The organism is Providencia burhodogranariea DSM 19968 (assembly GCF_000314855.2).
GTDB lineage: Bacteria > Pseudomonadota > Gammaproteobacteria > Enterobacterales > Enterobacteriaceae > Providencia > Providencia burhodogranariea.
In genome coordinates, this window is sequence record NZ_KB233223.1 from 510,832 (window position 1) to 526,399 (window position 15,568).

The 15,568-nt window shown below is 39.7% G+C and carries 14 protein-coding genes; 10 read left to right on the forward strand and 4 right to left on the reverse strand.

What is annotated here, in order from left to right; all coding sequences use genetic code 11:
- The first annotated feature begins 721 nt into the window (after positions 1–721).
- From OOA_RS12955 to OOA_RS13000, 10 genes are all read left to right on the forward strand, one after another.
- Complete coding sequence (locus OOA_RS12955) at positions 722–1,765, forward strand: rod shape-determining protein (protein ID WP_008912605.1); 1,044 nt, start codon at positions 722–724, stop codon at positions 1,763–1,765.
- A gap of 348 nt (positions 1,766–2,113) precedes the next feature.
- Positions 2,114–3,082: a rod shape-determining protein MreC gene (mreC, locus tag OOA_RS12960; RefSeq protein ID WP_008912606.1), complete on the forward strand. Its 969-nt coding sequence runs from the start codon at positions 2,114–2,116 to the stop codon at positions 3,080–3,082.
- 40 nt (positions 3,083–3,122) lie between these two features.
- On the forward strand, positions 3,123–3,611 hold the full coding sequence (gene mreD / locus OOA_RS12965) for a rod shape-determining protein MreD (protein WP_008912607.1): 489 nt from the start codon (positions 3,123–3,125) through the stop codon (positions 3,609–3,611).
- Positions 3,612–3,646: 35 nt separating this feature from the next.
- The gene (locus OOA_RS12970; RefSeq protein ID WP_008912608.1) at positions 3,647–4,234 is read left to right on the forward strand and encodes a Maf family protein; all 588 of its coding nucleotides are present in this window, start codon (positions 3,647–3,649) and stop codon (positions 4,232–4,234) included.
- The gene (rng, locus tag OOA_RS12975; RefSeq protein ID WP_008912609.1) at positions 4,231–5,700 is read left to right on the forward strand and encodes a ribonuclease G; all 1,470 of its coding nucleotides are present in this window, start codon (positions 4,231–4,233) and stop codon (positions 5,698–5,700) included. The genes OOA_RS12970 and rng overlap by 4 nt, the downstream gene beginning before the upstream one ends.
- Positions 5,701–5,720: 20 nt before the next feature.
- Positions 5,721–9,515 carry an AsmA2 domain-containing protein YhdP gene (yhdP, locus tag OOA_RS12980; protein WP_008912610.1) on the forward strand — a complete coding sequence of 1,265 codons (3,795 nt, stop codon included), beginning with the start codon at positions 5,721–5,723 and terminating at the stop codon, positions 9,513–9,515.
- Positions 9,515–10,372, forward strand: coding sequence for a deaminated glutathione amidase (gene nit1, locus OOA_RS12985; protein WP_008912611.1), 858 nt, complete (start codon positions 9,515–9,517; stop codon positions 10,370–10,372). Before yhdP ends, nit1 begins: the two co-directional genes overlap by 1 nt.
- Positions 10,373–10,377: 5 nt before the next feature.
- Entirely contained in the window at positions 10,378–11,823 is a 1,446-nt protein-coding gene (gene tldD, locus OOA_RS12990) for a metalloprotease TldD (RefSeq protein ID WP_008912612.1), read from the forward strand.
- 26 nt (positions 11,824–11,849) lie between these two features.
- Entirely contained in the window at positions 11,850–12,332 is a 483-nt protein-coding gene (locus OOA_RS12995; RefSeq protein ID WP_008912613.1) for a ribonuclease domain-containing protein, read from the forward strand.
- An 11-nt stretch (positions 12,333–12,343) separates the two neighbouring features.
- Complete coding sequence (locus OOA_RS13000) at positions 12,344–12,640, forward strand: barstar family protein (protein ID WP_008912614.1); 297 nt, start codon at positions 12,344–12,346, stop codon at positions 12,638–12,640.
- Positions 12,641–13,100: 460 nt separating this feature from the next.
- Here the strand turns inward: OOA_RS13000 and OOA_RS13005 are convergent, their stop codons facing one another.
- The 4 genes from OOA_RS13005 to yjgA form a co-directional block, all read right to left on the reverse strand.
- Positions 13,101–14,117 carry a hypothetical protein gene (locus tag OOA_RS13005; protein ID WP_148284541.1) on the reverse strand — a complete coding sequence of 339 codons (1,017 nt, stop codon included), beginning with the start codon at positions 14,115–14,117 and terminating at the stop codon, positions 13,101–13,103.
- Positions 14,118–14,170: 53 nt separating this feature from the next.
- Positions 14,171–14,500, reverse strand: coding sequence for a low molecular weight protein tyrosine phosphatase family protein (locus OOA_RS13010; RefSeq protein WP_008912616.1), 330 nt, complete (start codon positions 14,498–14,500; stop codon positions 14,171–14,173).
- Positions 14,497–14,730 carry a hypothetical protein gene (locus OOA_RS21285; protein WP_008912617.1) on the reverse strand — a complete coding sequence of 78 codons (234 nt, stop codon included), beginning with the start codon at positions 14,728–14,730 and terminating at the stop codon, positions 14,497–14,499. Before OOA_RS21285 ends, OOA_RS13010 begins: the two co-directional genes overlap by 4 nt.
- A 201-nt stretch (positions 14,731–14,931) precedes the next feature.
- A complete protein-coding gene (gene yjgA, locus OOA_RS13020; protein WP_008912618.1) occupies positions 14,932–15,477 on the reverse strand; it encodes a ribosome biogenesis factor YjgA in 546 nt (181 codons plus the stop codon).
- Positions 15,478–15,568: the final 91 nt, after the last annotated feature.

A 15,568-nucleotide genomic window follows, 5' to 3' on the forward strand; every position in this document is an offset into this window, starting at 1 on the left:
CTCTCCTGATTGTGAGGTATTAATCCTTTACCCTTAATACTTCAAGATGCAGGATTGTTAACTATTCTTCGCGACTCAAATTACACACTTATGAATATGTATTGTGATTGCTTTGCTAGTCGCTTAGATGCGTCTCAGATTATTTTGAATATATAGTAGCAAATTTAAATACATTACTTTAGCTGTAACGTGTCACTATTGTGATTGTAATTAATTTGTAAAAATGCAATTTTTTCTGGCGTAAACACTGTTTTATCGTGCAAAATATCACGTTACGAAGATTTCCGTTTATGAAGAAGTAGTATAATACGGGTTCTTTAGTGAATAATGGAAGTAACATACAGATAATACACATATTTAGCTGTAAATCTGGTCGATGTATAATCATCACAAAAATAACAAAATATTATTTGAACTTGTAGCCGTAAAGACTTGTCAACATAGTTGCAAAGAAAGAGGGAGTATATAACAACCAAAAGTCTATTTTTTATTGGTGTATTTATTCATTAATAGTTTAAATAACCGATCAATTAATAGCTATTTTTAAGGGTTGTTATCTGCTTCATTTTTTAAAGAAGTAAGTACAGTATTTGTACTGTAACAACAGATGGATTAACCATATTTTTAGAAGCGGCTCATTAACGCCTTGAGACGTCTTCAAGTGGTTGGTAGAGTAGGCGAGTTTTTATTCGTCCCAAGCTTGCAGGATAACCCTTTCGTTATGTTTAAAAAATTTCGTGGCATGTTTTCTAATGACCTGTCAATTGACTTGGGTACTGCCAATACCCTCATTTATGTCAAAGGACAAGGCGTAAAATTAAATGAACCTTCTGTTGTCGCTATTCGTCAAGACCGTTCGGGTACGCAAAAAAGCGTTGCTGCAGTTGGTGGTGAAGCCAAGCAAATGCTGGGGCGTACACCTGGTAATATCTCAGCGATTAGGCCGATGAAAGATGGTGTCATAGCCGATTTTTTCCTAACTGAAAAAATGCTACAGCATTTTATCAAACAAGTTCACAGTAATAGTTTTCTTCGCCCAAGCCCGAGAGTGCTTGTTTGTGTGCCTGTAGGTGCAACTCAAGTTGAGCGTAAAGCTATTCGCGAGTCTGCATTAAGTGCGGGCGCGCGTGAAGTTTTTCTGATTGAAGAACCAATGGCAGCCGCGATTGGTGCCGGTTTGCCAGTTTCAGAAGCAACTGGCTCAATGGTTGTTGACATCGGTGGTGGTACAACTGAAGTCGCGGTTATCTCTCTGAACGGTGTTGTATATTCATCATCAGTTCGTATTGGTGGGGACCGTTTTGATGAGGCTATCATCAATTATGTTCGCCGGAACTATGGTTCATTGATTGGCGAAGCGACTGCCGAGCGAATTAAACACGGTATTGGCTCCGCTTATCCGACAGATGAAGTATATGAAATTGAAGTTCGTGGACGTAATCTTGCCGAAGGTGTACCACGCGGCTTTAAAATGAATTCAAATGAAATTCTTGAAGCATTGCAAGAACCACTTTCAGGTATTGTTAGTGCCGTGATGTTAGCTTTAGAGCAATGTCCTCCTGAATTAGCATCAGATATTTCAGAACGTGGAATGGTGCTAACCGGTGGTGGCGCACTACTGCGTAATCTTGATCGCTTACTCATGGAAGAAACGGGTATACCTGTTATTGTTGCTGAAGATCCTCTGACCTGTGTTGCTCGTGGCGGCGGCAAGGCATTGGAGATGATCGACATTCACGGTGGCGACCTGTTTAGCGAAGACTAAATAATGCCATAAGCAGGCTGGGGTTTGATGCTCCAGCCGCTGCTTTGCTTACTTTTGATCTTTTGAACATAAAATCTATTGGTCTTTATGTTTACTCTTGCAGTCATTTGTTAGGTACAAACTTTAAAATTACAATAACAATCTTAGAATTGTACCAAAGTGTGAGTACTCATCTGAATTCGTAATAACAGCACCCTTACGAGTTCGGCTAAAGGACGTTTTACGCCATATTGGAGGATGTTTTGTCTAGATGACTAGATGGCAGCTCTCTTATTTTGATGAAAACGCTTTTATCTCGAGCTAAATTTAACCTAAAAGGTCAATAGACCCAGTGAAATACAGCCATACATGAAGCCGATTTTTAGACGAGGTCCATCCCTTCAGTTGCGTATTTTTATTGCTGTTTTTGTCGCGATAGCGCTTGTAGTGATTGGCCATCGTTTCGAACCGTTCAATAAAATCCGTAACTATTTAGACACGGCGGTTAGCCCATTCTACTTTTTAGCAAATGGCCCTCGCCAGTTCCTTGATAACATCTCTGAAAATTTTTCTTCACGCCAGCAACTCCAGTTTGAAAATAAAGCATTGCGTCAGGAACTGCTGCTGAAAAAAGCAGATAACCTTTTACTTGAGCAATTGAAGCAAGAAAATGCTCGTTTAAGGGAACTACTTGGCTCACCACTTCGTCAAGACGAACATATGATGGTGACGCAGGTTATCTCTGGCACCAATACGCCTTATCGTGATCAAGTTATTATTGATAAAGGTGAAAATGACAATGTTTATGAAGGGCAACCTGTTATCAGTGATAAAGGAGTTGTGGGGCAAGTTGTTGGTGTTAGTAAATTTAATAGCCGTGTGCTGCTCATTTGCGACACCACTCATGCATTACCTGTACAAGTTCTACGTAATGATATCCGAGTGATTGCCGCAGGGTCGGGATGTACTGATGATTTACAGCTAGAGCCATTGCCTGAAAATACTGATATTCGTGTTGGTGATGTGTTGGTAACTTCAGGCTTAGGTGGGCGTTTCCCTGAAGGTTATCCGGTTGCGGTCGTTTCTAGTGTTAAACATGATACGCAGCGCGCCTATACAATGATTAGCGCAAGACCAAGTGCTGAACTACAGCGTTTACGCTATCTACTGCTATTGTGGGGTAATGACACTGACTCAGTAGTGCCATTACAGCCTTCAGAAGTGTATCGGGCAGCGAATGAACGCCTGATGAAAGTACTCCCTCAGGTATTACCAAATCCGAGCGAAATTCAGGGGCCACCATTACCTCCGTCAATATCTCCAGCAGCCCAACCATAGAAGGATAAGAATAATGGCCATGGATAAGAGGATAAGCTAAATGGATGATTATCGTGGTAATGGTTGCAGTATTATTTGGATCTCTTTTTTTATTGCATTAATTTTGCAAGTGATCCCATGGCCGGAACAATTAGTGTTTTATCGTCCGTCATGGTTGTTGTTGATTCTCATTTATTGGGTCATGGCGCTGCCGCACCGAGTTAGCGTCGGTACCAGTTTTATTCTCGGTATTATTGTTGATTCCATCCAAGGAGCAACCTTGGGTGTTCATGCACTTTCATACAGTATTATTTGTTATCTTGTCTCATATAAACACCAATTATTGAGAAATATGGCGCTTTGGCAGCAAGCATTAATGATTGTTTTGCTGACGTTGATACTGGATATGACGGTATTTTGGGCGGAGTTCGTTTCTTCACAAGTATTATTCCACCCACAAGTATTCTGGAATAGCCTTGTGAATGGTATCCTTTGGCCATGGTTATTTTTACTATTGCGAAAAATTCGTCGCCAGTTTTCAGTGTGTTAAGATTTTAGCAATAGCTCAATTATCTCTGGAATATTATGGATTATATTTATTTGGCTTCTGGTTCACCGAGAAGAAAAGAGCTTGTTCAGTTATTAGGATATCATTTTGAGATTTTACGCCCTGAAGTGGAAGAACAGTGGCAGGAAGGTGAAACGCCAAATACATATGTGCAACGTTTGGCACGAGATAAATCACAAGCGGGTGTTAAGATAGCACCTGAAGATCATCCCGTTATAGGTGCGGACACCATAGTCGTACTCAATAATAAAATCTTAGAAAAGCCTCGTAATGAGCAACATGCACAAGAAATGTTACTAGCACTTTCAGGAAATACGCATCAAGTAATGACAGCCGTCGCAATTGCGGGCAAAAATCGCATACTCGATACATTAGTTGTGACAGATGTGACGTTTCGCGAATTATCTTTAATTGAAATACAGGATTATATACAGTCAGGAGAGCCAATGGATAAAGCGGGAGCATATGGAATTCAAGGGAAAGGCGGCTGCTTTGTAAGACGAATTAATGGTAGCTATCATGCTGTTGTCGGTTTACCTTTAGTTGAAACAAATGAGTTAATACAACGATTTTTAGCGTTAGGTGATGGTAAGGGGATGTCATGACTGCTGAGTTATTAGTAAATATTACACCATCAGAAACGCGAGTTGCTTATATTGATGGCGGAATTCTGCAAGAAATCCATGTAGAGCGAGAATCAAAAAGGGGAATTGTAGGGAATATCTACAAAGGTCGTGTGAGCCGAGTGTTACCGGGCATGCAGGCGGCCTTTGTTGATATTGGCCTTGATAAAGCCGCCTTTTTACATGCATCCGATATTATGCCGCATACAGAATGTATTGCGGGTGAAGAGCAAAAGAATTTTCATGTTAGGGATATCGCAGAGCTAGTTAAACAGGGACAAGATTTAATTGTACAAGTTGTTAAAGATCCATTAGGTACTAAGGGTGCCAGATTAACAACTGATATTACTTTGCCTTCTCGTTATCTAGTATTTATGCCTGGCGCATCGCATGTTGGTGTATCTCAACGCATTGAAAGTGAAATTGAGCGTGAACGTTTAAAAGAATGCGTAGCACAGTATTGTGATGAGAATGGTGGTTTCATTATCCGTACTGCCGCAGAAGGCGTTGGTGATGATGAGATAAAACAAGACGCTGCATTTCTTAAACGTTTATGGGCTAAAGTAATTGAACGTAAAAAACGCAATGTTACTCGAACTAAGATTTATGGTGAATTATCATTAGCTTATCGAATTATTCGTGATTTTGCAGGTGCATCATTAGATAGGATCCGTGTTGACTCACGTCTAACCTATCAAGAATTACAAGAGTTCATCAAAGAATATGTGCCTGAAATGACGGCAAAGCTCGAACTTTATCAAGGTAACCAACCAATCTTTGACTTGTTCGATGTTGAAAATGAAATTCAACGAGCGATGGACCGGAAAGTTGAGCTGAAATCAGGGGGATACCTGATTATTGATCAAACTGAAGCTATGACGACGATTGATATCAATACAGGCGCATTTGTTGGTCATCGCAATCTCGAAGAAACGATATTCAATACTAATATTGAGGCAACTCAAGCGATTGCACGCCAATTGAGACTGAGAAACCTAGGCGGTATTATCATTATCGATTTTATCGACATGAATGATGTAGAACATCGTCGTCGAGTTTTAGCATCGTTAGAACAAGCATTAAGTAAAGATAAAGTAAAAACCACCATTAATGGTTTCTCTCAGCTAGGCTTAGTTGAAATGACTCGCAAACGGACGAGAGAAAGCCTAGAGCACGTATTGTGTGATGTATGCCCAACATGTCAAGGACGAGGAACTGTAAAATCTGTTGAAACGGTATGTTATGAAATTTTACGGGAAATTGTCCGTGTTCACCGCAGTATCGACGCAGATAGATTCTTAGTTTACGCTTCTCAATCGGTGGTTAATGTTCTAAAAGGTGATGAATCTCATGCCTTAGCCGAAGTGGAAATTTTTGTCGGTAAACAAGTTAAAGTTCAGACTGAGCCTTTATACAGTCAGGAACAATTTGATGTTGTTATGATGTAGTTTTGCTGAAGGAGAAGGGAGTGAAACGACTGCCACGGGTAGTTTGGATTACGACGGCTATCGTGCTGCTGCTCTGTGCATTGTTGTTAACTGCGCTTCGTTTCTTATTACCGAATATTGACCATTATCGGCAAAATATCATCACTTATATTGAAAAAAAAGCTGATATCTCGTTGCAAATTGGCCAAATTGAAGGTGCTTGGCAATCTTTTGGGCCTGTACTCACACTCACCGATGTTGCTGTTCATCATGCTGATGCTGATGCCAAAGCAAGTAAAATCGCGGTTGAACTTGATGTATGGAACTCGTTACTTTCATTAACATGGCGTTTTCGAGATATTACTTTTTATCAAATGAATGTGGATTACAAATCCCCGTTTGATTTTGAAGGAAGTGATCAACCTATAGATAGTGATAGTATAGAAGGGTTATTTTTAAAACAATTTAATCATTTCACACTCAAAAATAGTCAATTAACATTCTTCACGCCGTCTGAGCAAAAAACAACCCTTATCTTACCTGAATTATCATGGCTTAATGAACAAGGCCGTCACCGTGCCCAAGGTTTTGTGAGCCTTGAGACTCTCAATAAGCAACATGGTTATTTACAAGTCAAAATTGATGTTAATGATAAAAATGGCATTTTGAGTGATGGTACCGTTTATTTACAAGCAGACAATATTGATATGCAGCCATGGTTAAACCGGTGGTTACGTGAAAATACTGGGTTACGTGATGCTAATTTCAGCCTGTCATCTTGGATTACCATCAAAAATAATCGTATTGATAGTGGATTGCTTCAATTGCGTCAAGGGGAAGCAAATTGGGGTGAGGGCGCTCTTGCACAGAATCTACAAGTTAATGATTTACTGCTGCGCATGAGAAGGCAGGGAGAAGGGTGGTTATTTAATATCCCTGAACTCAATACACTAAAAACAAATGAATATATTTGGCCCGAAGGCAGTGTTTCTGTCCTTTATTTACCATCATCAATGAAATATAACCAAAAAGATCATTGGCGAATTCGGGCTAAAAATATTGAACTTGAACGATTAAGCGAAGTGTTGCCAACGTTTTCATTTGTCACGCCAGAAGCAGTGCAAGAATGGGAACATCGTCAGCCCAAAGGGCTATTGTCACTATTTTCTTTAGATATCACGCCAGAGCAAACTGACCATACTGAAATAGATATGGATTGGCAGGGAGTTAGTTGGAAAAAGTGGAAACAGTTACCTTCGGTTGATAATTTCTCGGGTGTGTTAGTCGGAAATATGCAGCGGGGTGTCCTGAATGCTTCGCTAGAAAATAGTGAAGTTGACTATGAGCCCGAATTTAAAGCACCTTTCCAAATAAAGAAGGCGCAAGGGCAAGTGTATTGGCAAAATGATGAGAATCAGTTCAAATTATGGAGTGATGATCTTGATGTTCAAGCAATCTCATTATGGGCCAACGGGCAGTTTAGTTTTTTAAAATCCAAGACGAGTGATGATGAAGACCTCAGTATTTTGACTGGGATCCGTGTAGATAATGCTGGCGATGCATGGCGCTATTTCCCTCAGCAATTAATGGGACAGGATTTAGCAGGTTATTTGTCAAAAGCAATTATTGCAGGCCAAGTTAATGATGCGACATTAGTTTTCAAGGGAAACCCAGAACATTTTCCATTTGACCGAAATGATGGTCAATTCCAAGTCCTTGTGCCGCTGCGGCAATCAACCTTTCAATATGATGAAGAATGGCCCGTTTTATCTGATTTAGATATTGACCTTGATTTTCAACGTTCAGGCCTTGCAATGCATGCTGATAGAGTCAAATTAGGTGATGCTATTGCGACTAATTTAAGTGCAAATATTCCAGAATATCGAAATGAAATGTTGTTTATTAATTCAGATATCGCTGGAACTGGTACACAAATACAGCAATATTTCACAATGACACCAATGAAGCATTCTATTGGAGATACCTTAGAAGAATTGCAAATTGGAGGTATTGTTAATGGTGATCTTACTCTCTCGATTCCTCTATCTTCAGGGAAAATGGTTGTTGCTAAAGGCAATGTTATTCTAGATAAAAACGATTTATTTATTAAACCAATTAATAGCAAACTCACAGCTTTAAACGGGCGTTTTCAGTTTAATAATGGTGATTTGGTGGGTGATGAATTGAAAGGGCAGTGGTTTGGGCAGCCTGTCGATATCAATTTTTCAACATCAGATAATTTAAAGGATTATCAAGTCAATGTTGACTTAGGTGGTAGTTGGGCTTTGGATGAAATTTCGCAGTTGCCTGATTCATTGAAACAAAAATTGGCTGGGACCAGTGATTGGAAAAGCCATGTGGAGATAAATCTTCCCAATTCTGGAGCAGGAAAAACGGCACTCAAGGTGGATTTTACTGCGGGGTTAGAAAAGCTAACAAGCCACCTACTGGCATTTGATAGTGGTTTACTAAAGGCATTAAGTACTCTAAATGTGACGGCTCAAGGCACGACAGAACATCTAATTGTCGGTGGTGATATTGGAAAACGCATCGGGTTCAATACACAATGGGATCTTAGTAAACCGAAGCTACAATTAGATAAAGCAACGTTATCCGAATGGAAAGGAAAAATCCCAGAATTACCAAAATCGTCAGTTATTTTGGCTAATTTTCCTGCTATCAAGGATACAGCTTGGCTTAAATTAGTTGATACACTATTTTCTTCTAGCCAAGGTGGTGAGCCGATAAATATAGGTTTTCCCGATACTGTAACCGTAACAACTCCAGCCCTATCTTTGGGTGGACAGTCATGGAAAGATTTAAATCTTTCATTCAATTTATCGGCGGCGGATCAGCAAATCAATGTATCGAGTGAAAACTTAAAAGGGGATTTACAGATTTTTTCCAAGCAACCTTGGGTGTTAACGGTTGATTATCTGTACTACAACCCAATGACTTTTCCAGCTGAAGAGACAACGAGACAAAACGAAACGTCATCATTTGATTTTAAATATTGGCCTGAAATCAATGTAAATTGTCGTGATTGTTGGGTTGCTGGCCAGAAGTTAGGCGAAATAAAAGCTCACCTAAAACCTCAGGGCGATATTTTACAACTGACAGGCGGAACGTTAACCAACAGTGCAACCCAATTAAAGCTAGATGCAATTTGGCAAAGTGGCTCAAAAAATCGTACGGAAGTAGCAGGTTCTTTGTCGGGAGCGGAATTCGATGAGACGGCAGCGTATTACGGTGTACTAGTGCCAATTATCGATTCACCTTACTCTGTAGAATTTCAACTGAGCTGGCTCGATGTACCTTGGTCTCCAGATATTGCGACTCTCAATGGTAAATTATCGGTTGATTTTGGTAAGGGAGCAATTGCTAAAATGGGGGGCGGTAGAGCTGGCCAATTATTAAGATTAGTGAGCTTTGATGCACTGTTGCGTAAACTTCAGTTTGATTTTCGCGATACCTTCAGCAATGACTTTGATTTTGATTCAATTAAAGGCAAGGCAGATATACATAATGGTATCCTCACATCAAAAGATTTGTACATTGATGGGCTGGTAGCGGATATTGCTTTAAATGGCCAAATTGATTTAGTTAAACGCCAAATTAATGGTGAAGCCGTCGTTACACCTGAAATTTCTGCTACAGTAGGAGTTGCTACGGCATTTGCACTTAACCCAATAGCAGGCGCAGCTGTTTTCGCCGCTTCGAAGGTATTGAGTCCACTATGGAGTAAGATTTCTGTGATACGTTATCGTGTGACAGGTAGTTTGGACGAACCTAAAATTGATGAAGTTTTGCGTCAACTAAAGGAGACTCAAGAGTAATGAAAAATGGCAATGTTGCACTTTTACAGTTATGCAGTGGTAAAAATACTAAACATAATCTGGCACAAATTGAGCAGCAGATTAAACAGTTGCCAGAGACTGTTGAGCTAGTATTGACACCTGAAAATGCGTTATTGTTTGCTGATGCTGCAACGTATCGTAAACAAGCAGAAATAGAAGGACAAGGGCCCTTACAAGACGCCATAGCGAATATGGCAAAACGCTATAATGTTTGGATCTTAATTGGTTCAATGCCATTAATTAGCCGCGAAAACCCTGACCGCATAACGAGTAGTAGTATTTTGATTGATCCCCAAGGAAAAATTCAAGCACGTTATGACAAAATTCACATGTTTGATGTGAGTATTAAAGATGAGCAGCGGACTTATAATGAATCTCTTATTTATCAACGTGGCGAGCATATTACAGTTGTAGATACACCCGTTGGCCGTTTAGGGATGACAATTTGCTATGATCTTCGTTTTCCAGGATTATTCCAAGCATTGCGTGAACAAGGCGCTGAAATTATTTCTGTTCCTGCGGCATTTACTCGCTTAACAGGAAAGGCGCATTGGGAACCGTTGCTGCGTGCAAGAGCGATTGAAAATCAATGTATTATATTAGCGCCTGCACAAGTTGGTGTCCACGGAACTCGTAGAACGTGGGGACATACCTTAGCTGTTGATGGCTGGGGGAAAGTGATTAAAAAGAATGTTGATGCAGTAGCTTCGACAATTTTAAATATCCGAACAGACAGTTTGAATGGGATGCGTGAACAAATTAAAGTGGTAAAACATAATCGCTTTAGGCCGCAACTCACTTCATTGATTCAAAAAACAACGACAACAAAAGAGTAACCAATATGAGTTTAGCTTCCGTCAGCGAGCATTTGCTGGCTGCCAATGGTCTTGATCACCAGAAATTGTACGATACATTAGGCCTTTTATCTGAGCGTAAGCTCGATTATGCCGATCTTTACTTTCAGTCTAGTTACCATGAGGCGTGGGTACTGGAAGATCGAATCATCAAAGATGGCTCTTATAATATCGACCAAGGTGTAGGTGTTAGAGCTGTAAGTGGTGAAAAAACAGGTTTTGCTTATGCAGATCAAGTTTCCTTGATGGCATTGCAGCAAAGTGCAGAAGCGGCTCGTAGCATCGTTAACGAGCAAGGCAGTGGTAAATCACAGATCTTGACTGAAATTGGTTATAAGAAGCTTTATTCAGAAGCGGATCCGCTACACAGTTTATCGCGTGAAGACAAAATAGCTTTGCTGCATCGCGTTGATCAAATTGCTAGAGCAGAAGATCATCGAGTAATAGAAGTTAACGCTAGTTTAACGGGTGTGTATGAGCAAATTTTAGTGGCTGCGACCGATGGCACATTAGCTGCTGATATTCGACCATTAGTCCGTTTATCTGTGAGCGTGCTGGTTGAGCATGACGGTAAACGTGAACGTGGTGCAAGCGGTGGCGGTGGTCGCTATGGCTATGAATACTTCCTTGAAGTTCATCAAGGGCAAATGATAGCTGAGCAATATGCGAAAGAAGCAGTACGTATGGCGTTAGTTAATTTATCTGCAATTGCTGCACCTGCTGGCATGATGCCTGTTGTACTCGGCGCAGGTTGGCCGGGCGTATTGTTACATGAAGCGGTTGGCCATGGGTTAGAAGGTGATTTTAACCGCCGTGGAACCTCTGTTTTTTCTGGGCAAGTTGGTGAGTTGGTTGCTTCCCCACTTTGTACTGTTGTTGATGACGGTACGATTGTCGGTCGTCGAGGTTCTTTAGCTATCGATGATGAAGGTGTTCCGGGTCAATATAATGTATTAATTGAAAACGGTATTCTGAAAAATTACATACAAGATAAACTCAATGCTCGGTTGATGGGCGTTGCGCCTACTGGAAATGCGCGCCGGGAATCGTATGCTCATTTGCCTATGCCACGAATGACCAATACCTATATGTTAGCGGGAACGTCGGCGCCTGAAGATATTATTGCTAGTGTAGAGAAAGGCATTTATGCACCAAACTTTGGTGGTGGTCAGGTTGATATAACCTCGGGCAAATTTGTCTTCTCAACATCAGAAGCGTATCTGATCGAAAATGGTAAAATTACTTCTCCAGTAAAAGGGGCGACCCTGATTGGTTCTGGTGTTGAAGCAATGCAACAGATCTCTATGGTTGGTAATGACCTAGCACTCGATAATGGTGTTGGTGTTTGTGGTAAAGAAGGACAAAGTGTCCCTGTCGGTGTAGGACAGCCAACCTTGAAACTAGATAAGTTAACTGTGGGTGGTACAGCTTAAGCCATTCATTAAGCAAAGGATATTTTATGAATAAACGTATTATTTCCATGTTGCTTATGGCTGTCTTGATAGCGCTCAGCCTCTATTTTAATGCGAGCGACCAACAAGAGAAAGAACAGGCCGAAAGGCCTGTTTCTCCGCCAGAACAATCGATACGCAACCTAAATGCGCAAAAAATTGATGAACTGACTAAACAGCAAAATGTGGTTAGTTATGTTCAAAAACATCACCAATTGCCGAATTTTTATATTACTAAAAAAGATGCTCGTCAGGCAGGTTGGAACCCTAAACTGGGCAACCTGTGTGAAGTGGCACCCGGTAAAGCGATTGGCGGTGATCGGTTCTTGAACAGAGAAAAGCAGTTACCGAATTCGCCTAATCGTCAATGGTTTGAAGCTGATATCAACTACAATTGTGGCCATCGTGGATCAGATCGCCTGCTATATTCTTCTGACGGCATGGTATATGTCACAATAGATCATTATAAAAGTTTTCAACTCGTAAATTAAAGGGCATATCGATGAGTAATATTGTCATCTTTAATTTTCAACAAATAGATAGCATTGATGATTTTTACCGGCAGTTTGAGCTGCAATTTTCATTACCAGCTTGGTTTGGTAAAAATCTTGATGCGCTATGGGATATGCTCTCGGCTGGTATTGAATTACCAGTCGCTATTGTTTTTACTCATATGAGTGAAGAACAGCAAATTGAGTTTGAAGACATTATTGCAATCATGCATGATGCAAATGCTTTATGGGGGGATGAATTGATATTTGTGTGTGAGAACGGTGATATCAAGCATATCAATGAGTAGTTGTTTACGGTTAATTAAATGATGAGCTTAACTTGCAGTAACAAGATAGATTAACCTGAATTCGCGATAATATAGGCATTAAAAGTAAGTTTAGTGATTAGATATATGAGTTAGATGGCTAACCGATCTACGTCTTTATTGCATAATTACAATTTGAATGAAGCGATAATTATTTAATAGTTTTGTAAGTTGGAATGATAAAACAATCAAAATATAACTATCTGAAAAAAATAGAATTAATAAGGTTTTTCTTGAAAAATTAGAGTAATAAAAAAGAATCCTTACCACAAAACGTGACATGTCACGCTGCACATTTAATGCCAAGATTACTTTTTATCATCGCCATTATGATGTTATCAATAACGATTAGACTTGAACCGTGATTGGTTTTTTTACCTATAATGGCATCATACGATAAACGCTTAGCTATCTTGCTGTAAACCCTGACTTTATGAGAGCTCTATCCTCTAAGTAGCTCAATTGTTTCCTGAATCAATTTAATTGCTTTTTGTTTATCCTTTTCGTCTAGACGATTTGGTAAATATAATGTTCTGTTATCCGTAACGATAATATTCTTTCTGTCGTCACTAAGCTTTAAGTTAAGTGTTTCACTGAGTTCGGTAATAGGGAAGCGTTTCGGAGACTCAAATAACTCTTTGCTATAAAGTGCATTTTTAGTTACAGCGACACCATATGCACCGCCGAATAACGCATTATCTGTAATGGAATAAATAATTTCCTCCATCGCCGGGACTGCAAATTTTTTTGCTACGTTTGCCAAGGTTTTTTTCTGTTTATTATCTGTTTTTGCATGCAAAGAGCTTGGCTTGTATAGCTGTAAAAGCCTTTCTAATATTATTTCCGGCTGAGGCTTTATCAAAGAGTTACATTGTTTATGGTGGTTTAAAATAACAGATATCATTGCAATAAGGGTGTGTTCGATTTTGATACCAATAGCAGGTACATTTTGCTTATCGCTCCAATGATAACCAACGATAATTTGATGTATAAATGAATTAATATCTTCATTCTTATTAGGTAAAGCATATGAACGAGGTAATGATTGCTCAAATAACGTACTAAAATTATCTTGAATATACAACGTTTGATCCGTCAATAAAAAACCCTTTGTTTGCTGTTTTTTAGATAAGCGGTTTTGAGCATGATAGCCAATAAATATAACAGGAATTTCTTCTGGTAAGCGTGGTTGACGAAGAGCTAATTCTTGAAATGATTTTGAAAAGACTTGGTGCATATTTGTATGGATAGGGTGTAACCCTTCAGGTAAAAAAATAAAATCATTAATCGAATCTTCATTTTCAGTGGTTGCTGTTTGAAGTAAGTTCATTTCTACCAATTTAGCCGCAATATCGTCGATGATAAACGTGTAGCGTTGCTGATTAATAGCTGAAAGGTTAGTAATATAGTCATGGATATTGACTGTCGTGTGTTCCATCGAAATTCCTTTTCTATACATTTTTATTCTTAGTCGAGTGTTTTGGGCAATACTAATTTTTCATTTAAATTTAATTATATAGTCAATGTAACAATATCAGGCACGCTTTCCTTTAAAATCAGAATTAATTCAGGGTCCATATACTGATATTCGTCAGGGATCTCCAACACGTGAATGGGTTTATAATCGAGTAAACGAGTAAAGTCGGCAATTAGCCGACTTTTATGTTTTTGTTCCATAACAAATATAATATCAGCCCAACGAATATGTTCGGCAGTGACTCGGCGCTTAGCATTACGACTGGTTCCCGCAGAGCTGACCGACCAAGTCGCATGGTTACGCCAAATTTGTTCTGCAGTTGGGCTACGCCACTGGTTACGGCTACAAATAAATAGAATATTCATTCATTACTTAATATTTCATCCAGCCCTTTACGCACAAGTTGTATATTACTGACTTTGGGATATTCCATGCCTAATTGTGCTGCGCGGATCATCTTTTCACTACGCCCATACATTTGTTTCCAATTTTTCTTAGCAGAAAAAATGTTTTGAAAGCGAATTGTTTGATGTTTGCGCGATGAATTGGTTTTGTTCTTGGCTCTTCGCCAAGCTCGGTCTCTTGTATTATTCATATCTTACTCTCTGAGTTATCGGGTTCAGCAGCCGCGATAATACGGATAAAAATATGACTAACAGCAATATAATACGTAGGCGCCTACACGCTATCAAGTTAAGGTAAGAGGAATATCAAATTTTCGGATAGTTACCCTATTACGAGGGGGAATAGAAGGGAATTCGGTCCCCTAAACCATCTCGTGGTATAGGGGAATATATTAGGCTGTTTCTGACAATTCTTTCAAATATTGGAAGATTTGACGAAATGCTTTCGGTGGTTTGTTGCCTTCACGCTCTTTTTTAGCATTACGCACCAATACTCTGAGCTGCTGCCTGTCGGTATGTGGAAATAGGTTCACAACCTCTTCGATAACATCATCCCCATTATCAATAAGTCGCATGCGTAAATCTTCGAGCTTATGCATAATGATAACTTGTTGGTTATGACGATTTTTCAGTTTATCTAACGCTTCAGTGATTGGCTCAACATCACGTGAGCGTAGTAATTTACCAATAAACTGCAGCTGACGGCGACGACCTTCGCGTGTAATTCTTTGTGCGATTTCAATTGAATCAAGTAGCTGAGAATCTAATGGGATACGCTCAAGTTCATTTTTACTGAGCTCAACAAGTTCAGCTCCCAATTTTTTGAGAATTTCAGCATCGCGTTTAATTTCGCTTTTACTGACCCAAATGATCTCGTCATCGTCTTCATCTTGCGGCGCTGGGATATCATCCAGCCAGTCTTCAGGCTGTTTGGCCATATCAATTTCCTTTTTACGGAACGCAGTGATGTAATTTTGATGATTCGCTGCGTTGTGGATGTTAACATTCTCTATTCCCGTCATACTTCAA